Source organism: Synechococcus sp. BA-124 BA4 (genome assembly GCF_034931165.1).
The window spans coordinates 1-22,879 of record NZ_JAYGIA010000075.1 but is presented as its reverse complement, the minus strand read 5'-3'; the positions used below and the strand labels follow the sequence as shown (position 1 = coordinate 22,879).

The window sequence follows — 22,879 nt, the reverse complement described above, 5'->3', positions numbered from 1 at the left end:
GCCGACTCACTGATGGGTCCGCCGACTCACCATCCCCAACAGCCATGACAGCAACGGCGCTGAGCGGTCAACTTCCCAAGTCCATCGGCAGCACGGGCGGTCTGCTCAACTCCGCCGAAACCGAGGAGAAGTACGCCATCACCTGGACCAGTGGCAAGGATCAGGTGTTCGAGCTTCCCACCGGTGGAGCTGCAGAGATGAACGAAGGCGAGAACATCATGTACTTCTCCCGGAAGGAGCAGTGCCTTGCGCTCGGCACCCAGCTGCGCACCAAGTTCAAGCCCCGGATCGAGGATTACAAGATCTACCGCATCTTCCCTGGCGGTGACACCGAATACCTGCACCCGAAAGATGGTGTATTCCCCGAGAAAGTGAACGAAGGCCGTCCGATCGTGGGCCACAACCCCCGCAGCATCGGCCAGAACCCCGATCCATCCACCCTCAAGTTCTCCGGACGCAACACCTTCGATTCCTGAGGTTCAGCTCCCGGGAGTCGCACCTGGGACCAGCCTGGAATCCTCTGAGGGAATCAGCTCCTGGGCCTGATTCCTCCAACCTTTAGAAAGGCGGGGCCGGGTGCCCCGTTTTTTTTGCCTGCCCGTTGCCGTGATGCCCTTACCCGATCGCGACGCGTTCCTCGCCCAGGCGGCGGACGGCAGCACCTACGTCCCCCTCTGGAAGCGCTGGCCCGCTGATCTGGAAACCCCGCTCACCACCTGGCTGAAGGTGGGTGCCGACAGCCACCATGGCGTGCTGCTGGAGTCTGTGGAGGGGGGCGAGCGCCTGGGGCGCTGGAGCTTCGTGGTGGCTGATCCGGCCTGGACCCTCACGGTGCGCGGCGAAGACGGCGTTCAATGCTGGCGCGATGGCCGTCAGGCCCAGTTGCGGGGCAACCCCTTCGAGCTGCTGGCCGGCTGCCTGGCCTCGCTTCGGCCCAGCACCATTCCCGGCCTGCCGCCCCTTGGACAGCTCTTCGGCTTCTGGGGCTACGAACTGATCCGCTGGATCGAGCCAAGCGTCCCCGTCCACCCCAGCGACCCGGAAGGCCCGCCGGACGGCTGCTGGATGCTGGCCGACAGCCTCCTGGTGTTCGACCAGGTGAAGCGCCAGATCACAGCCGTGGCCTACGCCGACCTCAGTGGCGATGCCGATCCCCTCAGTGCCTATGCCGAGGCCTGTGCCCGGATCCAGTCGCTGGAGGACCGCATGCACGGCCCGCTGCCGGCCGGCGTCACCCCCCTGCGCTGGGACGCTGAGCCCAGCGTGGACCTGGAGACCCGCAGCAACCGCACCCAGGCCGATTTCGAAGCCGCGGTGGTGGCGGCCCGGGAACACATCGCCGCCGGTGATGTGTTCCAGCTGGTGCTCAGCCAGCGCCTGGAAACCCGCATCCAACGGGATCCCTTCGAGCTGTACCGCAGCCTGCGGATGGTCAACCCCTCGCCCTACATGGCCTTCTTCAACTTCGGTGGCTGGTATCTGATCGGCTCCAGCCCCGAGGTGATGGTCAAGGCGGAGCCGGTGGCCGGCGGTATCCGGGCCTCCCTGCGTCCGATCGCCGGCACCCGCCCACGCGGATCCGATGAAGTCAGCGACCTGGCCCTGGAGCGGGAGCTGCTGGCCGACCCCAAGGAGCGTGCCGAACACGTGATGCTGGTGGATCTGGGCCGCAATGACCTGGGCCGGGTCTGCCGTCCAGGCAGCGTCGAGGTGACCGAACTGATGGTGGTCGAGCGCTATTCCCATGTGATGCACATCGTCAGCCAGGTGGAGGGCCTGCTCGATTCCAGCCACGACGTCTGGGATCTGCTCAAGGCCTCCTTCCCCGCCGGCACGGTCAGCGGCGCGCCCAAGATCCGGGCGATGCAGCTGATCCATGAGCATGAGCCGGATGCCCGAGGCCCCTACTCCGGTGTCTACGGGGCGGTGGATCTGGCCGGCGCTCTCAACACCGCCATCACGATCCGCACCATGGTGGTGCTTCCCGACGGAGAGGGGGGCTGGCGGGTGCAGGTGCAGGCGGGCGCGGGCCTGGTGGCCGACTCCCAGCCGGCCGCGGAATACCAGGAAACTCTCAACAAGGCCCGTGGACTGCTCAAGGCCCTGGCCTGCCTGCAGGGGAGCGGCACATGAGCGATCAACTGTTGCTCAAGGGCTTCGAGGTGGAGCTGTTCACCGGCCGGGCCGATGGCACCGTGGTTGGAGTGGCGGAGCAGGCCGCGGCCCAGCTGGAGGGGTTCGTCACCGAACCGGACCATCGCAACCTGGAATACATCACTCCACCGGATGCCGACTATGCCCACCAGCTGGAGCTGCTGCTGGAGCCGAGGCGACGCCTGCGCCGCTGGCTGGGCGAGCGGCAGCTGACCCTGCTCCCGGGGAGCACCCTCAGCCTGGGGGACAGCCGCCGCTTCGAGCGCTCCGACCCTTCGAACCCGTATCACGGCTTCATCGAGACCACCTATGGGACCCGGGTGGTGACCGCCAGCGTGCACATCAACCTCGGGCTCACCGAGATGGGTGCCCTGTTCGCCGGCTGCAGGCTGTTGCGCTGCGAAGGCGCTCTGCTGCTGGCGCTGAGTGCCAGTTCACCATTCCTCGATGGGGTCGCCACCGGCGCACACTCCCAGCGCTGGCTGCAGTTCCCGCTCACCCCGCCGACCGTGCCGCTGTTTCTCGATCATCAGCACTACATCCACTGGATGGATGCCCAGCTGGCGGCCGGGGCCATGCGCAACGTCCGCCATCTCTGGACCTCCGTGCGGCCCAACGGGGAGAACCGGCCCCACGACCTGAACCGGCTCGAGATCCGGATCTGTGACCTGATCAGCCAGCCCCGTCAGCTTCTGGCCCTGACGGTCTTCGCGGAGCTGCGCCTGCTGCAGCTGCTGGAGGATCCCCAGACCCACGATCCACTGCGAGCCAGCCGGCTGGGGCCGGATCAGCTCGCCGAGCTGGCCGACAGCAACGACCGCGCCGCTGCCCGAAGGAGCCTGAGGGCCACGCTCAGCGACTGGCGTACGGGAGAGGAGATCGAAGCCGGTGTCTGGATTCAGCGGGAGCTGGACGACATGGCGCCGCTCGCCTCCAGACTAGGCCTGAGCTCCTGGCTGGAGCCGATGCACACCATCCTGCGCGAGGGCAATGAGGCGATGCGCTGGCTGGAGCGGCATGACGCCGGAGTGCCGCTGCGCGAGATCCTGGCCGATGGAGCCACAGCCATGCAGCTGGCCGAAGTGGAACCGGCACCACGCAACACAGCGGCTTCTCACCCTTTGGGATGATCATGGAGCCTTCCTCGCCTGCGCCGGCTCCCATGCGGCAGCCCCTGTCCGCCCCATCCGCCGTTCTGGCCCAGGCCCCCCAGGCAGTACCCACGGCTCCAGCCCCCCGCGTCACCCGGCTGCTCGGAGAGCGGCTCGAACTGGTGGAGGATCTCTGGAAAACAGTCCTGCTCAGCGAGTGTCCGCCCGATCAGGCCGAGCGCCTGCTGCGACTCAAGCGGCTGAGCGACCCCCTGGAAGCCGCAGGCGGAGAGATCGACACCACGGCCGCCATCGTGCAGCTGATCCGGGAGATGGACCTCTCGGAGGCGATCGCTGCGGCCCGCGCCTTCTCGCTCTACTTCCAGCTGGTGAACATCCTCGAGCAGCACATCGAGGAAGACAGCTACCTGGCCAGCCTTCAGGAATCCTCCACTCCCGCCAGCCCTGATCCCTTCGCTCCACCGCTGGCCAGTCAGACCGATCCTGCCACCTTCCGTGAGCTGTTCACCCGCCTGCGGGGACTGAACGTTCCCCCCGCCCAGATCGAGAACCTGCTGCGGGAACTCGACATCCGGCTCGTGTTCACGGCCCACCCCACCGAGATCGTGCGCCACACCGTGCGGCACAAACAGCGTCGGGTGGCGGCCCTGATCCACCGCCTGCAGCAGGACAGCCCCACGGAGCTGCAGGACGAACGCAGCCTGCGCCTGCAGCTGGAGGAGGAGATCCGGCTGTGGTGGCGCACCGACGAGCTGCACCAGTTCAAGCCCTCGGTGCTCGATGAGGTCGACTACGCCCTCCATTACTTCCAGCAGGTGCTCTTCGACGCGATGCCCCTGTTGCGGCAGCGCATCATCAATGCCCTCGCCAGCAGTTACCCGGATGTGGAGCCGCCCCGGGATGCCTTCTGCACCTTCGGCTCCTGGGTGGGCTCCGACCGGGATGGCAACCCCTCCGTCACCCCCGACATCACCTGGCGGACCGCCTGTTATCAGCGCCAGCTGATGATCGAGCGCTACATCACGGCCGTGCAGGGACTGCGCGACCAGCTCAGCATCTCGATGCAGTGGTCGCAGGTGAGTGCCCCGCTGCTCGAGTCCCTGGAGATGGACCGGCTGCGCTTCCCGGAGATCTACGAGGAGCGGGCCGCCCGCTACCGACTCGAGCCTTATCGCCTCAAGCTCAGCTACATCGTCGAACGGTTACGCCTCACCCACCAGCGCAATCAGCAGCTGGCGGAGGCCGGCTGGGAATCCCCCTGCGAGAATGCCGGTCCGGCGGTGCTGAGCACGGGCACCGGACCGATGGCGGCCGCCCCGCCCGAACTGCACTACGGCTCGGTGAACGAGCTGCGCCAGGATCTCGAACTCCTGCGCGACAGTCTCCAGACCACGGGACTCAGCTGTGAACCACTGCAGACCCTGCTGAGCCAGGTGCACATCTTCGCGTTCTGCCTGGCCAGCCTCGACATCCGCCAGGAGAGCACCCGCCACAGCGATGCCCTCGATGAACTGACCCGCTACCTGCAGCTCCCCACGCCCTACGGGGAGATGGAGGAGGAGCAGCGCGTGGAATGGTTGCTCCAGGAACTGCAGACCCGCCGGCCCATGCTGCCGCCCGCAGCCCGCTGGAGCCCGGCCACGGACGAAACCTTCGCGGTGTTCCGCATGCTGCAGCGGCTGCAGCAGGAATTCGGCTCCCGGATCTGCCGCAGCTACATCATCTCGATGGCGCACACGGTCTCCGACCTGCTGGAGGTGCTGCTGCTGGCCAAGGAGGCCGGTCTGGTGGACCCCAAGGCGGTCCAGACCCAGTTGCTGGTGGTCCCCCTGTTCGAAACGGTGGAGGATCTGCAGCGGGCGCCGGCGGTGATGCAGCGCCTGTTCTCGGAGCCTTTCTACCGGACCCTGCTGGCCAGCAGCGCCGAAGCCGACAAACCCCTGCAGGAGGTGATGCTCGGCTACTCCGACAGCAACAAGGATTCCGGCTTCCTCTCCAGCAACTGGGAGATCCACAAGGCCCAGATCGCGCTGCAGCGGCTGGCCAGCGAGCACGATGTGGCGTTGTGCATCTTCCACGGCCGGGGCGGCTCGGTGGGACGGGGCGGCGGCCCGGCCTACCAGGCGATCCTGGCCCAGCCCAGTGGCACCCTCAACGGCCGCATCAAGATCACCGAGCAGGGCGAGGTGCTGGCCTCGAAGTACTCCCTGCCGGAGCTGGCGCTCTACAACCTCGAAACGGTCACCACCGCCGTGCTGCAGAACAGCCTGGTGAGCACCAACGTCGATGACACACCCGTCTGGAACGACCTCATGGGCCGCCTGGCGGCCCGCTCCCGGGTGCACTACCGGCGGCTGGTGCATGAAAATCCCGATCTGGTGGCCTTCTTCCAGCAGGTCACACCGATCGAGGAGATCAGCAAGCTGCAGATCTCCAGCCGCCCCGCCCGCCGCAAGAGTGGAGCCAAGGACCTTTCCAGCCTGCGGGCGATCCCCTGGGTGTTCGGCTGGACCCAGAGTCGCTTCCTCCTGCCCAGCTGGTTCGGCGTGGGAGCAGCCCTGCAGGAGGAACTCGACGACGATCCCGGCCAGCTCGAGTTGCTGCGTCTTCTCTACCAGCGCTGGCCCTTCTTCCGGATGCTGATCTCCAAGGTGGAGATGACCCTCTCGAAGGTGGATCTCGACCTGGCTCATCACTATGTGCAGGCCCTGGGTCGCCCCAGCCACCGTGAAGCCTTCGAGGAGATCTTCCAGGTGATCGCGGCCGAGTTCGAGCTCACCCGTGATCTCGTGCTGAAGATCTCGGGCCACGCCCGCCTGCTCGACGGTGATCCGGCCCTGCAGCTCTCGGTCGATCTCCGCAATCAGACGATCGTGCCTCTGGGCTATCTGCAGGTGGCCCTGTTGCGACGCCTGCGCGACCAGAACCGGCAGCCGCCGATGAGCGAAGCCGGCAGCGGTGATGGCCAGGATGGCCGCACCTACAGCCGCAGCGAACTGCTGCGCGGTGCCCTGCTCACCATCAACGGCATCGCCGCTGGCATGCGCAACACCGGTTGAACCCCGCTTGATTCCCTTCCGCAGCCAACCGCCCGCCCCACGCCTGCCCGAGGGCTACCGAACGGAGACCGAGCCCCCCCAGCCCGGGGAGTTGAACGTCCTGCTGATGGCCTGCGGAGAGTCGCGCCGGGATGAGCAGCGCCTGGCTCTGGTGCTGGAGCGCAGCGCCTGGCAGTTCTGCGTGCGTGATCCACAGGGGCGCCTGGTGGGCTTCGTGCGAGCCACCAGCGATCAGGCCCTCAACGCCAATCTCTGGGATCTCTCGGCCTCGCCACGGGATCCGCAGCGATCGACCGTGCTGGCGGTGCTGGTGCACAGTGCCCTCACCCGCCTGCGCCGTGAACTGAGTGGCTGCAGCATCTCGGTGGCGGCACCACCGGAGGCGCTTTCAGCCCTGCAGCAGCACGGCTTCATGGTGGACCCAGGCGGAATCCGTGCCATGGGGCTGGTGCTCGCCGCAACCGAGGCGAGCCGGCCGGGGGAACCGAATGAAGCGAGCATGGAGGGACTCGAACCCCCGACATTCAGAACCGGAATCTGACGCTCTATCCAACTGAGCTACATGCCCGAGCGGGGAGGTCATCCCTGTCCCGGTGGTCGTAGCTTACCCGCACGTCGCTCCTGACCCATTCGGCTGCATCGCCTGGAGCTGCTCGATTTTCGCAACTACGCCCAGCTCTCGCTCGAGCTCGCTGAGCCGCGTCTGCTGGTGATCGGCGCCAACGGGGAAGGAAAGTCGAACCTGCTCGAGGCGGTGGAGCTGCTCGGCAGCCTGCGCTCCCACCGCAGCGGCCACGACCGTGACCTGATCCGCCATGGCCGGAGCCGGGCGCTGGTGCGGGGCTGGTGCGGCGACAGCCACTCACCCGGGGCGGGAGAGCCAGCGTCTGTGCTTGATCAGCTGGAGCTGGAACTCGAGGTGAGGCGCCAGGGGGGGCGCCAGGCCCGACGCAACGGCAGGACCCTGGAGCGCCAGCTCGATCTGGTGGGCCCCCTGCGCTGCGTGGGGTTCAGTGCCCTCGACCTGGAGCTGGTGCGGGGGGAGCCGGCCCTGCGGCGCCAGTGGCTCGATCGAGTGGTGCTGCAGCTGGAACCGGTGTATGGGGAACTGCTGGCCCGCTACGGCCGCTTGCTGCGCCAGCGCAGCCAGTTGCTGCGCCGGGGGCTGGGCCAGGGGGAGCAGCAGCTGCACTCACTGCTCGACGCCTTCGATCAGCAGATGGCCCTGATCGGCACGCGCCTGCACCGCCGCCGCCGCCGTGCCCTGGCCCGTCTTCAACCCTTGGCCGCCGCCTGGCAGGAGAGGCTCAGTGGCGGCCGCGAGCAACTGGAGTTGCGCTACCAGGCCGGCAGCCAGCTGGAGGGGGAAGAAGCTGAGGCCCCCTGGCGCGAAGCTCTGCTGGAGCAACTCCAGCGGCAGCGGCCGGAGGAAAGCCGCCTGGGAGCCTGTCAGGTGGGTCCCCACCGCGACGAGGTGGCACTGCTGCTGGGGGAGGAGCCCGCCCGCCGCTTCGGCTCCGCCGGCCAGCAGCGCACGCTCGTGCTGGCCCTGAAACTGGCGGAACTGGAGCTGGTGCAGCAGCTCTGGGGTGAGCCCCCGTTGCTGCTGCTCGACGACGTTCTGGCAGAGCTCGACCCGAAGCGGCAGGAGTTGCTGCTGGAGGTGGTGGGCACGGGCCACCAGTGCCTGGTGAGCGCCACCCACCTGACGTCGTTCAGCTCCGCCTGGCAAGGGGGGGACTCCCAGGTGGTGCGGATCTGCCAGGGGGAGCTGGTGGATTCGGGCGGTCACCCGTAGGAAACCTGAAGGGATGCGTAGGATGGGGGCTTGTTTGCACGCATTCGATGACCCAGACCCTGCCCTGCCTCCACCCCAACCCGGGATGGAGTGGAGCTCAAAGTCCTCAGAGCCTTCAGAGCCACCCCCCCACGACGACGACCACCGACATGGTGGGGAAACACTGCATTCTCGAGCTTTACAACTGCGATTCAAAGAAGCTCGACGACGAAGCATTTCTCAGGAACGCCATCACGATTGCAGCGAAACGTGCAGGCGCCACCCTCCTCAATCTGATCACCCACCGTTTTGAACCGCAGGGGGTCACGGGTCTCGCTCTGCTGGCTGAGTCCCACATCTCGATCCATACCTGGCCCGAGTCGGGCTACGCGGCCGTTGATGTGTTCACCTGCGGCGACCACACCATGCCGGAGCGGGCCTGTCAGGTACTGGCCGACGAACTCGAGGCGGCCAGCCGCAATCTCAAGAGTTTCCGCCGGGAAACCCCGGATTCGATCAGCGAGCAGATCAGGGAACCACTGGATCTGGCCGCCTGAGGCCGGGTGAAGCCAGTGGCCCCGGCGCTGCTGGCTTCAGGCTCGCCTCACGGTTGAGCCTGCCGCTGATCAATCCCTCCAGATCCAGGCTCACAGCGGCGAAGCCGAGGCTTCTGAACGCGTCCACTAGCTCTTGGCGCGGCAGCCAGCTGAACAGATCGTCGAGTTGCTCGGCAGGGACCTCCACACGAGCCGTCGCCCCCTGACAGCGCACCCGCAGCTGTCTCACTCCGCGCTGACGCAGCCAGTCCTCGGCCGCGGCGACCCGCTGCAGGCGTGAGGCCGTGACCGGCTCGCCGTAGGGAAAACGTGAGGCCAGGCAGGGCTGGGCCGGTTTGTCCCACCAGGGGAAGCCCAGGGCTCTGGAGATCTGGCGCACGGCCGCCTTGTCGATGCCGTGCTCGGCCAGGGGCGAGCGCACACCCCGCTCGCGGGCGGCCTGGATGCCAGGCCGGTGATCGGTGAGATCATCCCGGTTCACCCCATCCAGCACCTGGCTCACTCCGCCCGTGAGGGATGCGAGCAATCCGTGCAGCTCGCGCTTGCAGGCGTAGCAGCGGTCGGTGGGATTGCTGCTGTAATCGGGATCCTCCAGTTCGCGGGTGGTCACTTCCCGGTGGCGGATTCCCATCCAGGCCGCCTGGGAGCGGGCTTCCCGCAGCAGATGGGGTGCCAGGGCCGGCGAGACTCCCGTCACGGCTTCGGCGCCGGCGCCGAGTTGCTCAGCGGAGATCGCCGCCACCAGGGCACTGTCGACGCCACCGGAGTAGGCCACCAGAACGGCCCCCAGGTCCCTGACGCTCTGGCGCAGCTGGCCGAGGGCCTGCTCCAGCGGAACTGGCAGGAATTCCACCAGCGGATGGAGGGCCGGTGGGGTCATGGCCTCGGACAGGGGTCGTTAAGATCCAACGGTAGAAGGCCAGGCCATGGCACCGACCTCAAGCGCGGCCTCCGGTGCGTCGTCCCGGGCGATCGGCATCCGCACGGCCTCCGACAGCCACGAGCGCAGCCACGGCCAGCTGCACGTCTACGACGGCGACGGCAAAGGCAAGAGCCAGGCGGCCCTCGGTGTGGTGTTGCGCACCATCGGCCTGGGGATCTGCGAGCGCAAGCGCACCCGGGTGCTGCTGCTGCGCTTCCTCAAGGGACCCGGCCGCGCTTACGACGAAGACGCGGCAATCGAAGCCCTGCAACAGGGCTTCCCCCACCTGATCGATCAGGTGCGCACCGGTCGGGGCGACTTTTTCAGCGCCCAGGAGGCCACCCGCTTCGATCGCCAGGAAGCCCAGCGAGGCTGGGATATCGCCAAGGGCGCCATCGCCAGTGCCCTGTATTCGGTGGTGGTCCTGGATGAACTCAGCCCGGTGCTCGACCTCGGCCTGCTGGAGGTGGACGAGGTGGTGCGCACCCTCGCCGACAAACCGGCGGGCATGGAAGTGATCGTCACCGGCCGTGGCGCGCCGCGGTCGCTGGTGCAGCTCGCCGATCTGCACTCCGAGATGAGGGCCCACCGGCGCGAGGCCAACGACAGCACCGGCATCGCCGGCATCGAGATCTACACCGGCGAAGGCAAGGGGAAATCCACCAGTGCCCTTGGCAAGGCCCTGCAGGCGATCGGCCGGGGCATCAGCCAGGACAAGAGCCACCGTGTGCTGATCCTGCAGTGGCTCAAGGGCGGAAGCGGTTACACCGAAGATGCGGCAATCGCGGCCCTGCGCGAAAGCTATCCCCACCTGGTGGATCATCTCCGCTCCGGTCGAGATGCCATCGTCTGGAGAGGACAACAGCAGCCTATTGATTATGTCGAAGCGGAGAGGGCCTGGGAAATCGCCAGAGCTGCCATTTCCAGTGGTCTCTATAAAACTGTGATCCTCGATGAGCTCAATCCCACCGTGGATCTGGAGCTGCTGCCCGTTGAACCGATCATGCAGACCCTGCTGCGCAAACCAGCGGAAACGGAGGTGATCATCACCGGACGCTGCAAGAATCCCCCCGCCTATTTCGATCTGGCCAGTGTGCACTCCGAGATGGTCTGCCACAAGCACTACGCCGAGCGGGGCGTCGACCTCAAGCGGGGGGTGGACTACTGAGGGCGTGAATCACCCAGGCACTCAGTAGAGCGGCACGGCAGGGTCCACCTGCTCACTCCACGCCTGAATGCCCCCAGTCACATTCACCCCTTCGATGCCATGGCGTCCCAGGGCCAGCAGGGCCTTGGCGCTGCGCCCGCCCAGCTTGCAGTGCACGTAGAGCCGTTTGCCCTCGGCCAGCCGGCGCACATCCTCGATGGCCTCACCGCTCTCGATCCGGTCGAGAGGCATCAACACGGAACCCGGGATCACGGCGATGTCGGCTTCCGGGGGGTTGCGCACATCCAGCAGCAGGATCTCCTCCAGCTGGCCGTCGATCACGGTCTTGAGTTCGGCCACGGTGATACTGGGCACACTGCCGGCCTCCTCCTGGCCCGGCGCCGTGCCGCCCACTCCGCAGAACTCCTGGTAGTCGATGAGCCTGTCGATCACCGGCCGCTCGGGATTGGGCCGCAGCTTCAGCTCGCGGAACTTCATGGCCAGGGCATCGAAGAGCAGCAGACGGCCGCTGAGGGTGGTGCCGATGCCCGTGATGATCTTCACGGCCTCGGTGGCCTGGATCACGCCGATGATGCCGGGGAGTACCCCGACCACACCGCCTTCGGCGCAGGAGGGCACCATCCCCGGCGGCGGCGGTTCGGGGAAGAGATCGCGGTAGTTGGGACTTTCAGCATCGAGGTTGAAGACCGTGGCCTGCCCCTCGAAGCGGAAAATCGAGCCATAGACATTGGGCTTGCCCAGCAGGACGCAGGCGTCGTTGACCAGGTAGCGGGTGGGGAAGTTGTCGGTCCCGTCGCAGACCAGGTCGTAGGGCTCGATGATCTCGAGCGCGTTCTCGCTGGTGAGTGCCGTTTCATAGAGATCCACCTGGCAGTGGGGGTTGATCTCGAGGATGCGCGCCTTGGCCGATTCGATCTTGGGCTTGCCCACCCAGCTGGTGCCATGGATCACCTGGCGTTGCAGGTTGGAGTGATCCACCACGTCGAAGTCGACGATGCCGAGTCGGCCCACTCCGGCTGCAGCCAGATAAAGCAGGAGTGGGGAACCCAGCCCGCCGGTGCCTACGCAGAGCACGGAGGCGGCCTTGAGACGCTTCTGCCCCGCCATGCCCACTTCCGGCAGGATCAGATGACGGGAAAAACGCGCCACCTCGTCGGGACTGAGCTGGACGCCGCTGATGTCAGGGGGAAGCATGGGCGAGAAGGCCGTGGGCCGCAGAAGGGACCGCGAGCGGCGGCCCTCTCCCTACTCTCCCAAATCCTCGCCCCCCTCTGCTGGAGGGGCAACCGGCGTGATCAGGGCCAGTTCCCGCGCAGCCGGCAGGGCGGAGGGATCAGCGGCCGACTCCGAGATCCACCAGGCCCGCACCTCCCCGGAGGAGCCGAGGATCAGCATCAAGGCCGGAGGGAAGGCCCAGGCGCGATCGGTGACGGAGGGGACCGCCGCCGAACTGGGATGGCTGTGGGCCGAGCCGAGCACCTGCCAGCCACGCCGCCGACCCCACTTCTGGGCCAGCAACTGCTCGCGGGGGTCAATGGCGAAACGCTCGACACGCTGCTCGCTTTCCGGCCAGACGTTCAGGCAAGGCCAGATCAGCCGCAGACGGGCGGGAGCCGGCACTCCGGGGGCCGAGGGCACGGGGTCCCCCAGAAGCAGAGCACAGCCCTCCTGGGGCGCCACGGCAGCCAGCACGGCCCGCAGAACGGTCAGCTGATGCCAATCAACCGCAAACCTCTCTGGCCAGCCGCTGCCCATGCCGATACCTTGAGCCCTTGACTCTCACACCATCGCCACTCCATTGATGAGCGACGCAACCACCGAACAGGAGCCGACGACCAGCGAGGCCGGCACTTCATGGGCGGAGAGCGAAGCTGGCACCAACTTCAGCGAGCGCTACGGCGAGATCCTCTCCAAGGTCAACACGACCCTGGATCAGGTGGACTGGTCGCAGGTCAGCCGGATCGGCAAGGGTGTCGGCATCCTGCTGGCGGTGATCGTGGCCCAGGTGCTGATCAAGGGGGTGCTCGACACCATCAACCTGCTGCCAGTGGTGCCAGGCCTGCTTGAACTTCTCGGTCTGGTGGTGGTCGGCCAATGGAGCTGGAAGAACCTCAGCACCAGCGAGAAGCGCGCTGGTGTTGTCTCCCAGTTCCAGACCCTGCGTCAGGAATACCTGGGCTGAGAACAGGGGCCCATCCAGGAGACAGGCCGTTCAGGCCACCAGCTCGTCGATCAGGGCCTGGGCCTGTCCCCAGTACCCCCCGCCGAACAGGTTGGCGTGGTTCAGCAGGTGATAGAGGTCGTAGAGGCGGCGACGCCGGGAATGGCCGGCAGGCCTGGGCCATTCCCCCTCGTAGCCGCTGAAGAAGGCAGGCGGGAATCCACCGAAGAGCTGGGCCATGGCCAGATCGACTTCCCTGTCCCCCCGGTAGACCGCTGGATCAAACAGAGCCACCCCTGCCGAGCCCGGGGCGATCGAGCCGGAGGCCATCCGGGCGGCATTGCCACCCCAGAGGTCACCGTGGACCAGACAGGGAACGGCGCCATGGCCATTCAGCCACTGCGGGGTGAACTCCAGCAGCTTCCGGCTTCCCTTCAGACGCCGGCCCGAGCTCTCGGCGAACTTCAGCTGCGGTCCCAGGCGCTGCTCGGCAAAGAAGCGCCCCCAGTCCTGGCTCCAGCGATTGGGCTGAGGGGTGCTGCCGATGTAGTTGTCCCGCGGCCAACCGAAACCCTGGGAGCCGGAGGAGGCACTGCGACGGTGCAAGCGGGCCAGGGCCGCCCCGGCGGCCTCCCAGGCCAGATCAGACTCATCGGCCGCTGCTCCGGCAGCACCTGAGCCGGCTCCACCAGGGTTCAGGTCCAGCCAGTCGATCACCAGCAGGGACTGGGAGCCCGCCAGCGCGCAGTGCAGAGGCCTGGGCACCACCAGCTCCGCTGCGGCTGCCTCGCCCAGGGCCAGCAGGCCCTCCATCTCCGCCTCCAGCACAGGCAGGAGCCGGGCCTGGTTCGTCTTGACAAACACCCGACCGCCACCGGCGAGCTCCAGGGCCCAGGCGCTGTGACTGCAGCCGCCGCCCACGGGCCGGCAGCGCTCCACCTCCTCGCCAAGGGTCTCCTCCAGCCAACGCACCCAGGCTTCGCGCATCGCAGGCCATGCCACGCCTGCCAGCATGCCGGCCGCACCCGCCGCCCAGCGCTTGGCCGTCAGCTCCTCCGCCGCCATCTCCCCTGCCACGGATGCCGCGCGACTGGATGTGACGGTCATCGGCGGCGGCATCGCCGGGCTGAGCGCCGCCGCGCTGCTGGCCCGGGACGGTCTCTCGGTGCAGCTGCTGGAAGCCCACAGCCAGACGGGGGGCTGCGCCGGCACCTTTCGACGTGGGCCCTATGTCTTCGATGTCGGGGCCACCCAGGTGGCGGGGCTGGAGCCTGGTGGCATCCATGACCGACTGTTCCGCCATCTGGGGGTCGAAGCACCGGCGGCCACCCCGCTCGATCCAGGCTGCGTGGTGGATCTCTGCGACGGCCAGGCCCCCGTCCGCCTGTGGCGGGACCCTGAGCGCTGGCGCCAGGAGCGGCAGCGGCAGTTCCCCGGCAGTGAGCCCTTCTGGAGCCTGTGCGCCGCCCTGCATGCGGCCAACTGGTCCTTCGCGGGGCGCCATCCGGTGCTGCCTCCCCGCACCCTCTGGGACCTGGGCCAGCTGCTGAGGGCACTGAGGCCCGCCAATCTCGCCAGCGGGGCCCTGGCCCTCGCCAGCGTGGCCGATCTGCTGCGCCTGAGCGGCTGTGGAGGCAATCCTCGCCTGCGGCGCTTCCTGGATCTCCAACTGCGCCTGTACTCCCAGGAACCGGCCGAGGGAACCGCCGCCCTCTACGGCGTCAGCGTGCTGACCATGGCCCAGGCGCCCCTGGGCCTGTGGCACCTCCAGGGTTCGATGCAGGCCCTCAGCGCCACGCTCGAAACCGCACTGGCCGCGTGGGGTAGTCACGTGCACCTGCGCCATCGGGTAACGAGTCTTCAACCGGCGCAACCGAAGGGCTGGTGCGTGAGGGGGGAGGGGCCGGGCGGGGGATCCTTCACCAGCTTCAGCCGTGATGTGGTCGTGACACTCCCCCCCCAGGCTCTGGCCGGTCTGCTGGGGGAGGCGATGCCCGAGACCTACCGCGAGCGGGTCAGCGGCTTCCCCGACCCCAGCGGGGCGCTGGTGTTCTATGGCGCAGTCGAGCGCTCCCTGTTGCCAGCGGAGTGTCCGGCTCATCTGCAGATCGACTGGGCGGACCCGGGATCGTTGTTCGTGTCGGTGAGCCGGGAGGGAGATGGGCGGGCGCCGGCGGGTCAGGCCACGGTGATCGCCAGCGTCTTCACCCAGGCACGCCCCTGGCTGGAGCTGGAAAGGGAAGCCTATGCGAAGGCCAAGGCGCAGGCCATGGCCGGGATTCAGGACGGCCTGCAGCGGAACCTGGGGCTCGACACCGCGGCCTGGCGCCACAGGGAACTGGCGACTCCCCGGGGATTCGCCCGCTGGACCGGGCGGCCCTACGGGTTCGTGGGCGGGCTGGGGCAGCATCCCTCCCGCTTCGGCCCCTTCGGCCTGGCCAGTCGCACCCCCCTCCCGGGGCTGTGGCTCTGCGGCGACAGCATCCACCCCGGCGAGGGCACCGCGGGGGTGACCCTTTCGGCCTTGATGGCCAGCAGGCAACTGCTGCAGGCTCGTGGCAGAAGCCTGGCCCTGCCCTAGGCCGGGATTCAGAGAAACTCCTGCCGCAAAGCCCGGCAGCTCTCCAGCTCCCTGGCCAGCCCCTCCCAGTCGTGCCGCTCGAGCAGGCCCTCAAGGCCGTCAAGGGCCTGGCGGTACTGCCCGAGGGCCTCGACCACGGCGGCCCTGTTGCTCCGTGCCATCAGGGTGCCCAGCTCGGGATTGCCGCCACCCACCCGGGTGGTGTCCGCGAAGCCGCTGGAGGCCAGAGCACGCACCAGCTGAGGCATGGCCGCCCTGGGTGCCGCCTCCGCGCCCTGCTCCGCAGCCCGCAACAGGGCGGCGCTCACCAGCACCGGCAGGTGGGAGATCAGGGCCACGGCCCGGTCATGGTCCTGGGCGTCGCACTCCAGCCATCGGGCCCCGAGGGCGCGCGCCAGGTCGCGGATCTGTGCCATGGCCTCCGGGTCGGTATGAAGCGTGGGGGTGGCCACCCAGGGGCGGCCGCGAAACAGGTTCGGCTGGCCTGCCTCCACACCGGCCGCGGCTGTGCCGGCCATCGGGTGGGTGGCCACGAAGCGCGGAACAAGCGGCTCCCAGGCCGCCAGCACCGGCGCCTTCACCGAGGCCAGATCAGCGATCACCGCCTGCTTCGGCAAAGCCGCCAGCAGCTCCGGCGAGGGCGCCAGCAGCTGATCGAGCGGCAGGGCCAGCAGCACGAGCGCACAGCCCGTGAGCACCGCCGGATCCGTGCTCACCTGGCGGGCCAGGCCCCGCTGCCGGGCCCGCTCCACCGTGGCCTGGCGGTGAACGAGTCCACGCACATCCACGTCAAGGGCCATCAGGTCAAGCCCGATCGAGCCACCGATCAGGCCCAGACCCACCACTCCCACCGGTCGCTCACGCCAGAGGGTTGTCATCGCTGGTACGGCCCACTGGCCCCACCTTCCTACGATTCCGCGATGTTGGAAGCCCGCGCCCACCAGCAGCTCAAGCAGCTCCTGCTCAAGGAGGGCGGCATCCGCTGGCCGCACCACCTGACCATGAGTCGGCTGGTGGCACGCAGCCTGCGGCGCGCCGATCACACCCTGGTGCGCCTGGCCCCGGGCAGCGACCCCGACTGGCTGGTGGGGCTGCTGGTCCCCCTGGCCCTCGGGGAAGCGGCGATCGCCCTGGTGGTGAGTGACCCCCTGCGCCGCCGCCTGCAGCAGGTGGAGATACCCAGGCTGAAGGCCGTGGGCCTGCAACTGCCCTGCTGGGAAGGATCCACCGGCGCCCCCGCCGAGGCCCCCCTCTGGCTGCTCAATCACGCGGAGCTGGAGCTGGCCTGGCGCCAGGGCCAGCTGGGGGAGCGGCAACTCGTCGTTCCGGAGGCCGAACGGCTGCACCAGCAGTTGCGCCAGGCCCTCGATCGTCCGATCGAGATCGGCGACTGGGAGCGGCTGCGCCGGGTGTTGCCGAGCGCCGAACCCAGCCTGCTGGTCCTGCATGAGCGTATGAGCCGAAGAATCTTCGCTCATCCCGCCACCCCTTCCGGACTGGTGCCGATCAGTCCCGAGGAGGAAGCTCCTCTGCGGCACCTGCTGGCGCTGCTTGGGCCGTTGCCGGAGGTCTGGCAACTCTGGCGGTCAGCCGTCGGACCAGGCTGGGCCAGCTGGGCCAGCGTCGACCGGGAGCTGCTGCAGTGGCGCCTGCACCGCCAGCCACTCGAGCCGCTGGAGGCCATGGAGGGCCTGCTCCACAACCGCGGCGCCGTGCTGGTGGGCCAGTTCGGGCGCAGTGCCGCCCTGGCCGGCATCAACCCTCAGGTGAGCGTGAACCTCTCGGATCCGCCCCTCTCCGATCCGATGCCCCTGTACGCGCCCCTGGGCCAGCCCTTCCCCAACAGTCCGCACTTCGGCACCCATCTGCTCGATCACAGCCGGAGGCTGGTGCTGGGCCAGAGCGGCCTGACGATCGTGCTGGTGGATGAACACTCCCAGCGGCTCAGCCTCGCCAGCTCCCTGGCGGCGGAGTTCGGCCGCCGGGTGGGCCACGAAACCACCGCACCGGAGAGCAATGGGGTGATCTGCTGCGGCTGGCAATGGTGGCTGGATCACCAGGGTCGACTGCCCCTGCCGCGCCAGGTGATCGTCGGTCCACTGCCGATCGCCAGCCTCGAAGACCCGCTCACGGCCGCCCGGGTCAACCGGCTGCGCCAGGCCGGCCGCGACTGGTTCCGGGAGCTGCTTCTGCCGGAGGCCATGACCCGTCTCCAGCTGGCGCTGGCGGGGCTGCGCCGGAGCGGGGGGCGGCTGGCGGTGCTGGACGGACGCCTGCGCAGCCGCAGCTGGGGGCACCAGGTCCTCAGCGCCCTGGAGCCATGGGTGGCCCTGAACAGGTTGCTGCCGCTCTGAGCAACGGCCCGGATCAACCAGCCGAAGGGGAGCCCGTAGCCTGGTTGCCGCCAGGACATCGCCGGGACGCATGGGAGAGGCCAAACGCCGCTCGGACCAGGGATTGCCGCCCCGCGGTCCCCAGAAGAAACCCAGTTCGGCCAAGGATCAGTCTCCGCGGCTGGCCCCCTGGCTGCCCCTGACCCGCCACCAGGCCGACCGCTTCGTTCAGGTCTCCACCCAGGGAGCATGGGTGGGAATCGCAGCCCTGGTGCTGTTCTGGATCACCGTGCGCTTCATCGGGCCGGCCGTCGGCTGGTGGACGCTCTCTGATTGAGCGGGTGGCCGGTGCGCCTTTGACCACACCGGCCTGAAGCCGTGGCAGAAAGTGGAAGAAAACCTTAGGATCAACCCACATTCTGAGCTGGACGATGTTTCCCCGCCTCGCTGAGCAGTACCGCTCCGTGGTGCTGGACCTGGTGATGAGCCTGCAGGCCCTGGCCAACAGTCTGCAGCGCAAAGGCCTCGTGGCCACCTGCTACGTCTGCGGTGATGGCCGTGATGGCCACGGAGCTTCTTTCGTGGCCGACCTCGGGGATGCCCACATGGTGCGCTTTCTGGTCTCCGATTTCGGAATCAGCTGGGTGGAATCACGCAACGGCTGCGAACTGGTGAAACTTGAAGGCGCCGAGGCCATCCAGGAACTTCAGCGGGTCGCCACCTTCCTGCAACAGGCCCAGCCACCCGCGCGAGGTCCTACTGCCCCCGGGCACGAGCCCGAGGCCAGCAGACTGGAAGCGCCTCTGATCTGAGCCCGCTGAGCTGATCTCAGCTGGCGGCAGATTCCAGAGAGGCAGCCTCGGAGTCCAGCACTGACTCGCCTGATTCCGATGCCGACGAAGCGGCGGAACTGCTGGCGGCCAGCTTGGCGGCAGCTGCCGCCAGTGGCTTGAGCGAATTGGCCGTCACATCAGCTCCCTCAGTGAGCCTCCGCCGAACCTCGGCCTCGATCTGCTCCTTCTGCTCCGGGTTCTGCTCCAGCCAGTTGATCGTGTTGTCGCGGCCCTGACCGATGTTGTCCCCGCCGTAGCTGTACCAGGCACCTTTGCGGATCACCACACCGGTTTCCTCCGCCAGATCGATCACACAGCCCAGGGTGCTGATGCCACGACCGAAAAGAATGTCGAACTCAGCGATGCGAAAGGGCGGCGCCACCTTGTTCTTCGCCACCTTGACCTTGGCGCGAATGCCGTATTCCTCTGTGCCGCGCTTGAGGGTCTGAATGCGGCGGATGTCGAGCCGCACCGAGGCATAAAACTTGAGGGCGTTGCCGCCAGTGGTGGTTTCGGGATTGCCGTAGGTGACGCCGATTTTCTGACGCAGCTGGTTGAGGAAGATCACCGTGCAGCCAGACTTGCCGATATTGCCGGTGATCTTGCGCATCGCCTGGCTCATCAGCCGTGCCTGGCTGCCCACCGCAAGGTCCCCCATCTCCCCCTCGATCTCGGCGCGGGGAGTCAGGGCTGCGACCGAGTCGACCACAACGATGTCGACCGCGGCGGAGCGCACCAGCTGATCAACGATCTCCAGGGCCATTTCACCGGTGTCGGGCTGGGAAACCAGCAGGTTCTCCACATCGACCCCCAGAGCCGCGGCGTAGACCGGATCGAGCGCATGCTCGGCATCCACGAAGGCGGCCACACCGCCGCGGCGCTGCGCCTCGGCGATGGCATGGAGGGTGAGGGTGGTCTTGCCGGAACTCTCCGGCCCATAGACCTCCACCACCCGGCCCTTGGGATACCCGCCGCCCAGGGCCAGATCCAGGGTGAGGGCACCGGTGGGCATGGTTTCCACCCGCATCCGGGAGGCATCCCCCAGGCGCATGATGGAGCCCTTGCCGAAGTTGCGCTCGATCTGGCCCAGGACGAGGTTGAGGGCCTTGTCGCGCTCGGCCGCCCCGGCCGCCGTTGCGCTCGAGGAGCGGGGCTGGGCAGCCCTGAGGTCGGTGCTCTTGGAGTCGGCAGGCATGGTCAGAAGAGAACGAAGGAATGGACCGGAAGGGACGGACCCTGGGTGGGGATGTCGCCGTGCGGCCTCAGAGCTACAGGTGCCACCAAAGCCGCTGCATGTATCAAGGCGGTGGCGAAACAGCGGCAGCGCCACCTGGCGCCGGGCAACCCAGAATTAGTACAGGCGTACGCTAGCGGATCAGGGCCACGCCGCCAAGGGGGCCGAGAAGGTCGCCGGCTCCAGCAGGGCCAGGCCCTCGGGCAGGTCGATCAGGTCGTGGGGCCCCAGATAGCCCCAACTCACCAGGAAGCAGCGCACCGCCTCCAGTCCGGCCGTGGCGCGCACCGCCTCGAGGGTGGGTCGGCGGTCCTCGATGAACCAGAGCGGCCGCTGCATGGCACGCAGGCGCAGCAGCACCTCGGGCTTGCTCCCATCCTCGTGGCCGTAGGTGTGCAGAGGGGTGAGGCCCTGGGCCGCGAGCAGCTCCCGGGCAAAGGCACCGCCCTTGGTGGTGAGCAAGGCCCAGTCGGCCCCCTCGGCCGCCAGGGCCCGCAGCCGCTGCGGGACGTGGGGATAGGGGCGATGCAGGGCCAGCCAGTGGTGACGATCGGCCGCAATGGCCTCCCGGCGCACCGCTTCAAGGCCGGCCTGCAAGGTCTCGGGACTCCAGCCCCAGTGCGCCAGCGCCGCAGCCAGGGACTGGTCGTAGGCCACCCCCGGAGCGGTGAGCTGACTGGAGCTGCGGGCCAGCTCCGCGGCCACCAGGACCATCTCCCAGCCCTTGTGGATCAGCGGGCGCAACCGGACGAACGCGGCGGGCGCCTGCTCGGGCAGGTTGAGATCCGGCCGCAGCCTCTGGGCCGCCTGGCGGGCCGCCCACCAGTACTCCGCCATGCCGTCGACGAGGACGCCATCAAAATCGAACACCAGCAGAGGGCTGGGGGTCACGCAGGGATCTCTCAGAACTGGGCCGCTAGGATTCGAACCTAGGAATGGCGGGACCAAAACCCGCTGCCTTACCACTTGGCGACGGCCCAAAGCTCCAGCGGCGGCCTACAAACCCAGGCGATCCATGCGGTTGGATCCGGGTTGGTCGGGCGCTTGACCGGTTGCCCTGATAGTTACCCACAGCGGGACGTCCTTCGTCAATCTCTGGGTGGCCGAGGCGAACCGCCTGCCCCCGCTCGGAGCGATTCAGGGGGGAAAGACCCGCAGCCGCTGCTGGTCACCGCTGCCGAATTCGGCACTGCGCAGCCCGTACCCGTTCACCTGATCGGCCTGGATGCGGCGCACCGACGGACTGCGGGGCAGGAGCTCCACCGGCCGCCCCTGGGGAAGCACCACCTGCTCCACCGCCAGACGGCATTCCTCCATGGCTCCATGGGCGTCATCGGGGGCGATGGCAGGGCCCGTGGCGCCTGCTTCCCTGTCCCCGTCACCACCGCGACGACGCAACAGTCGCTCCACACCCCGCTGGATCTGGGGAAGGGTGTCGGCCTTGATCACCAGGATGGGCACATGCCGCTCAAGGGCCTGGCTGCGCACCTGGGGTTCACGGCCCAGCTGCTGACGCAGGCTGAGCACCGCATCGGCGTCCTCCACCAGGCTGGCGCGCTCCACCGGCAGCTGGCGGCTGCGCACCACCTGCTCCAGCAACTGGGGGCTGACCCCACAGCAGTAGAGGCGCAGGGGCGGGGCCGCAGGAGTCGGTGGTGCCAAGCGGCGATGGGGCGGAAGCAGCTCCGGGTCAGGCAGCGGAACCGGCGCCAGGGACGGCCCTGGGGGAGGCCGATCCCCGGCCGCCAACAGACCACGTCGCGGCATCCGGGGGGAAGCAGGACCGGGCTCGGGATCATTGAGGCGCAGGAGGCCGTCGCTGCCCAGTTCGCGGACCTGAGGTCGGACCGGCTGACCCCGCAGCTGCTGGTCGACGGTACGGGCCACATCGCGGTGCACCAGCCAGCGGCTGCGGCTGTGCATCTCCACCGCCAGGGGGAAGGTGGGGTCGGAGCAGCGCTCCAGCACCGTCTTCTGGGAGCCGCGCCGGCGGGCCTCCTCATCCCCCAGGGTGACCGACTGAATGCCCCCGATCAGATCCGCCAGGGTGGGATTCTTGATCAGGTTGGCCAGCTCGTTGCCGTGGGCCGTGGCCACCAGCATCACGCCGCGCTCGGCAATGGTGCGGGCGGCCTGGGCCTCGAGTTCGGTGCCGATCTCATCGATCACGATGACCTCGGGCATGTGGTTCTCGACCGCCTCGATCATCACCTGGTGCTGGTGCTCAGGCCGTGCCACCTGCATGCGCCGGGCCCGGCCGATGGCGGGATGGGGGATATCGCCATCCCCGGCGATCTCGTTGCTGGTGTCGATCACCACCACACGGCGCTCCAGGTCATCGGCCAGGACCCGGGCGATCTCCCGGAGAGCCGTGGTCTTACCCACACCGGGGCGGCCCATCAGCAGCAGTGACTGGCCGCTGTCGAGCAGGTCGCGCACCATCGCCACCGTGCCGAAGACCGCCCGGCCGACCCGGCAGGTGAGTCCGACCACCTCCCCGCCGCGGTTGCGGATCGCACTGATGCGGTGGAGGGTGCGCTCGATGCCGGCCCGGTTATCGCCACCGAAGGACCCGAGCCGTTGCACCACCGCCGCCAGATCGGCCCGGTCAATGGGCCGCTGGTCCAGCAGCTGGGCACGGCCCGGGTAGCGCGCTTCTGGGGCACGGCCCAGGTCGAGCACCACCTCCAGCAGCTGCTCACGGCTGAAGGGGCTCGCCAGCGCTTCACCCACCCGCTCGGGCAGCACTTCCAGCAGACGGTCGAGATCGTCGGTGATCCGCTGGGGCGTGATCGGCCGGGCAGCGTCGGCAATGGAGGCAACGCTTGGACTGGGCATGGACATGGCCCCTCTGCTTCGACGTTCTAGCCATCGGCGGCCAGCCAGGGTGAGACGAGTTCCTGCGCCAGCGCCAGGGCCCTGGGCCAGAGGGCCGGTTCATCGAGCAGACGCCGGCCGCGACTCTCCGCCTCCAGCACCAGGGGGGAG

At 68.2% G+C, this 22,879-nt stretch carries 20 protein-coding genes and 2 tRNA genes; 12 read left to right on the top strand and 10 right to left on the bottom strand.

The window, feature by feature from the left end:
- Window positions 1–44: 44 nt before the first annotated feature.
- The 4 genes from VB734_RS09870 (at window position 45) to ppc (ending at window position 6,325) form a co-directional block, all read left to right on the top strand.
- The gene (locus VB734_RS09870) at window positions 45–476 is read left to right on the top strand and encodes a photosystem I reaction center subunit II PsaD (protein ID WP_197162178.1); all 432 of its coding nucleotides are present in this window, start codon (window positions 45–47) and stop codon (window positions 474–476) included.
- 133 nt (window positions 477–609) lie between these two features.
- Window positions 610–2,133 (top strand): anthranilate synthase component I family protein, encoded by a 1,524-nt coding sequence (locus VB734_RS09865; protein ID WP_197162176.1) that lies wholly within the window; start codon window positions 610–612, stop codon window positions 2,131–2,133.
- A complete protein-coding gene (gshA, locus tag VB734_RS09860) occupies window positions 2,130–3,284 on the top strand; it encodes a glutamate--cysteine ligase (protein WP_197162174.1) in 1,155 nt (384 codons plus the stop codon). Before VB734_RS09865 ends, gshA begins: the two co-directional genes overlap by 4 nt.
- A gap of 32 nt (window positions 3,285–3,316) precedes the next feature.
- The gene (ppc, locus tag VB734_RS09855) at window positions 3,317–6,325 is read left to right on the top strand and encodes a phosphoenolpyruvate carboxylase (RefSeq protein WP_197162172.1); all 3,009 of its coding nucleotides are present in this window, start codon (window positions 3,317–3,319) and stop codon (window positions 6,323–6,325) included.
- A gap of 494 nt (window positions 6,326–6,819) precedes the next feature.
- Here ppc and VB734_RS09850 read toward each other — a convergent pair.
- A tRNA-Arg gene (locus tag VB734_RS09850) sits at window positions 6,820–6,893 on the bottom strand.
- 81 nt (window positions 6,894–6,974) lie between these two features.
- Here VB734_RS09850 and recF point away from each other — a divergent pair.
- Window positions 6,975–8,123: a DNA replication/repair protein RecF gene (recF, locus tag VB734_RS09845; RefSeq protein ID WP_322782641.1), complete on the top strand. Its 1,149-nt coding sequence runs from the start codon at window positions 6,975–6,977 to the stop codon at window positions 8,121–8,123.
- 47 nt (window positions 8,124–8,170) lie between these two features.
- Window positions 8,171–8,659: an adenosylmethionine decarboxylase gene (gene speD, locus VB734_RS09840; protein WP_197162170.1), complete on the top strand. Its 489-nt coding sequence runs from the start codon at window positions 8,171–8,173 to the stop codon at window positions 8,657–8,659.
- Here speD and larE read toward each other — a convergent pair.
- Entirely contained in the window at window positions 8,631–9,539 is a 909-nt protein-coding gene (gene larE, locus VB734_RS09835) for an ATP-dependent sacrificial sulfur transferase LarE (RefSeq protein ID WP_322782327.1), read from the bottom strand. The two genes, speD and larE, sit on opposite strands and share 29 nt — an antisense overlap.
- A 46-nt stretch (window positions 9,540–9,585) precedes the next feature.
- On the opposite strand from larE, the gene VB734_RS09830 reads away from it, so the two are divergent.
- The gene (locus tag VB734_RS09830) at window positions 9,586–10,749 is read left to right on the top strand and encodes a cob(I)yrinic acid a,c-diamide adenosyltransferase (protein WP_197162166.1); all 1,164 of its coding nucleotides are present in this window, start codon (window positions 9,586–9,588) and stop codon (window positions 10,747–10,749) included.
- Between the two features lie 21 nt (window positions 10,750–10,770).
- Here the strand turns inward: VB734_RS09830 and moeB are convergent, their stop codons facing one another.
- Window positions 10,771–11,943, bottom strand: a complete 1,173-nt coding sequence (gene moeB, locus VB734_RS09825; protein WP_322782326.1) for a molybdopterin-synthase adenylyltransferase MoeB — start codon at window positions 11,941–11,943, stop codon at window positions 10,771–10,773.
- Window positions 11,944–11,994: 51 nt separating this feature from the next.
- Window positions 11,995–12,441, bottom strand: a complete 447-nt coding sequence (locus tag VB734_RS09820) for a M67 family metallopeptidase (protein ID WP_322782325.1) — start codon at window positions 12,439–12,441, stop codon at window positions 11,995–11,997.
- Between the two features lie 109 nt (window positions 12,442–12,550).
- Here VB734_RS09820 and VB734_RS09815 point away from each other — a divergent pair, with 109 nt between their 5' ends.
- On the top strand, window positions 12,551–12,931 hold the full coding sequence (locus VB734_RS09815) for a CAAD domain-containing protein (RefSeq protein ID WP_197162161.1): 381 nt from the start codon (window positions 12,551–12,553) through the stop codon (window positions 12,929–12,931).
- A 30-nt stretch (window positions 12,932–12,961) separates the two neighbouring features.
- On the opposite strand, the gene VB734_RS09810 is transcribed toward VB734_RS09815, so the two are convergent.
- Window positions 12,962–13,975, bottom strand: a complete 1,014-nt coding sequence (locus VB734_RS09810) for a fructosamine kinase family protein (protein ID WP_322782324.1) — start codon at window positions 13,973–13,975, stop codon at window positions 12,962–12,964.
- On the opposite strand from VB734_RS09810, the gene crtD reads away from it, so the two are divergent.
- Window positions 13,923–15,491: a C-3',4' desaturase CrtD gene (crtD, locus tag VB734_RS09805; RefSeq protein ID WP_322782323.1), complete on the top strand. Its 1,569-nt coding sequence runs from the start codon at window positions 13,923–13,925 to the stop codon at window positions 15,489–15,491. The genes VB734_RS09810 and crtD overlap by 53 nt on opposite strands.
- Window positions 15,492–15,499: 8 nt before the next feature.
- Here the strand turns inward: crtD and VB734_RS09800 are convergent, their stop codons facing one another.
- Window positions 15,500–16,369, bottom strand: a complete 870-nt coding sequence (locus tag VB734_RS09800) for a prephenate/arogenate dehydrogenase (RefSeq protein WP_322782322.1) — start codon at window positions 16,367–16,369, stop codon at window positions 15,500–15,502.
- A 42-nt stretch (window positions 16,370–16,411) separates the two neighbouring features.
- Here VB734_RS09800 and VB734_RS09795 point away from each other — a divergent pair, with 42 nt between their 5' ends.
- The 3 genes from VB734_RS09795 (at window position 16,412) to VB734_RS09785 (ending at window position 18,636) form a co-directional block, all read left to right on the top strand.
- Window positions 16,412–17,845, top strand: coding sequence for a helicase (locus tag VB734_RS09795; RefSeq protein WP_197162153.1), 1,434 nt, complete (start codon window positions 16,412–16,414; stop codon window positions 17,843–17,845).
- 70 nt (window positions 17,846–17,915) lie between these two features.
- Complete coding sequence (locus tag VB734_RS09790) at window positions 17,916–18,161, top strand: DUF2839 domain-containing protein (RefSeq protein ID WP_197162151.1); 246 nt, start codon at window positions 17,916–17,918, stop codon at window positions 18,159–18,161.
- 94 nt (window positions 18,162–18,255) lie between these two features.
- Window positions 18,256–18,636: a DUF1815 family protein gene (locus tag VB734_RS09785; RefSeq protein WP_197162149.1), complete on the top strand. Its 381-nt coding sequence runs from the start codon at window positions 18,256–18,258 to the stop codon at window positions 18,634–18,636.
- A 16-nt stretch (window positions 18,637–18,652) separates the two neighbouring features.
- On the opposite strand, the gene recA is transcribed toward VB734_RS09785, so the two are convergent.
- The 4 genes from recA to VB734_RS09765 form a co-directional block, all read right to left on the bottom strand.
- The gene (gene recA / locus VB734_RS09780; protein WP_197162147.1) at window positions 18,653–19,852 is read right to left on the bottom strand and encodes a recombinase RecA; all 1,200 of its coding nucleotides are present in this window, start codon (window positions 19,850–19,852) and stop codon (window positions 18,653–18,655) included.
- 180 nt (window positions 19,853–20,032) lie between these two features.
- On the bottom strand, window positions 20,033–20,782 hold the full coding sequence (locus VB734_RS09775) for an HAD family hydrolase (RefSeq protein WP_322782321.1): 750 nt from the start codon (window positions 20,780–20,782) through the stop codon (window positions 20,033–20,035).
- A 17-nt stretch (window positions 20,783–20,799) separates the two neighbouring features.
- Window positions 20,800–20,871, bottom strand: a tRNA-Gln gene (locus VB734_RS09770).
- Window positions 20,872–21,028: 157 nt separating this feature from the next.
- Entirely contained in the window at window positions 21,029–22,729 is a 1,701-nt protein-coding gene (locus VB734_RS09765; RefSeq protein ID WP_322782320.1) for an AAA family ATPase, read from the bottom strand.
- Window positions 22,730–22,879: the final 150 nt, after the last annotated feature.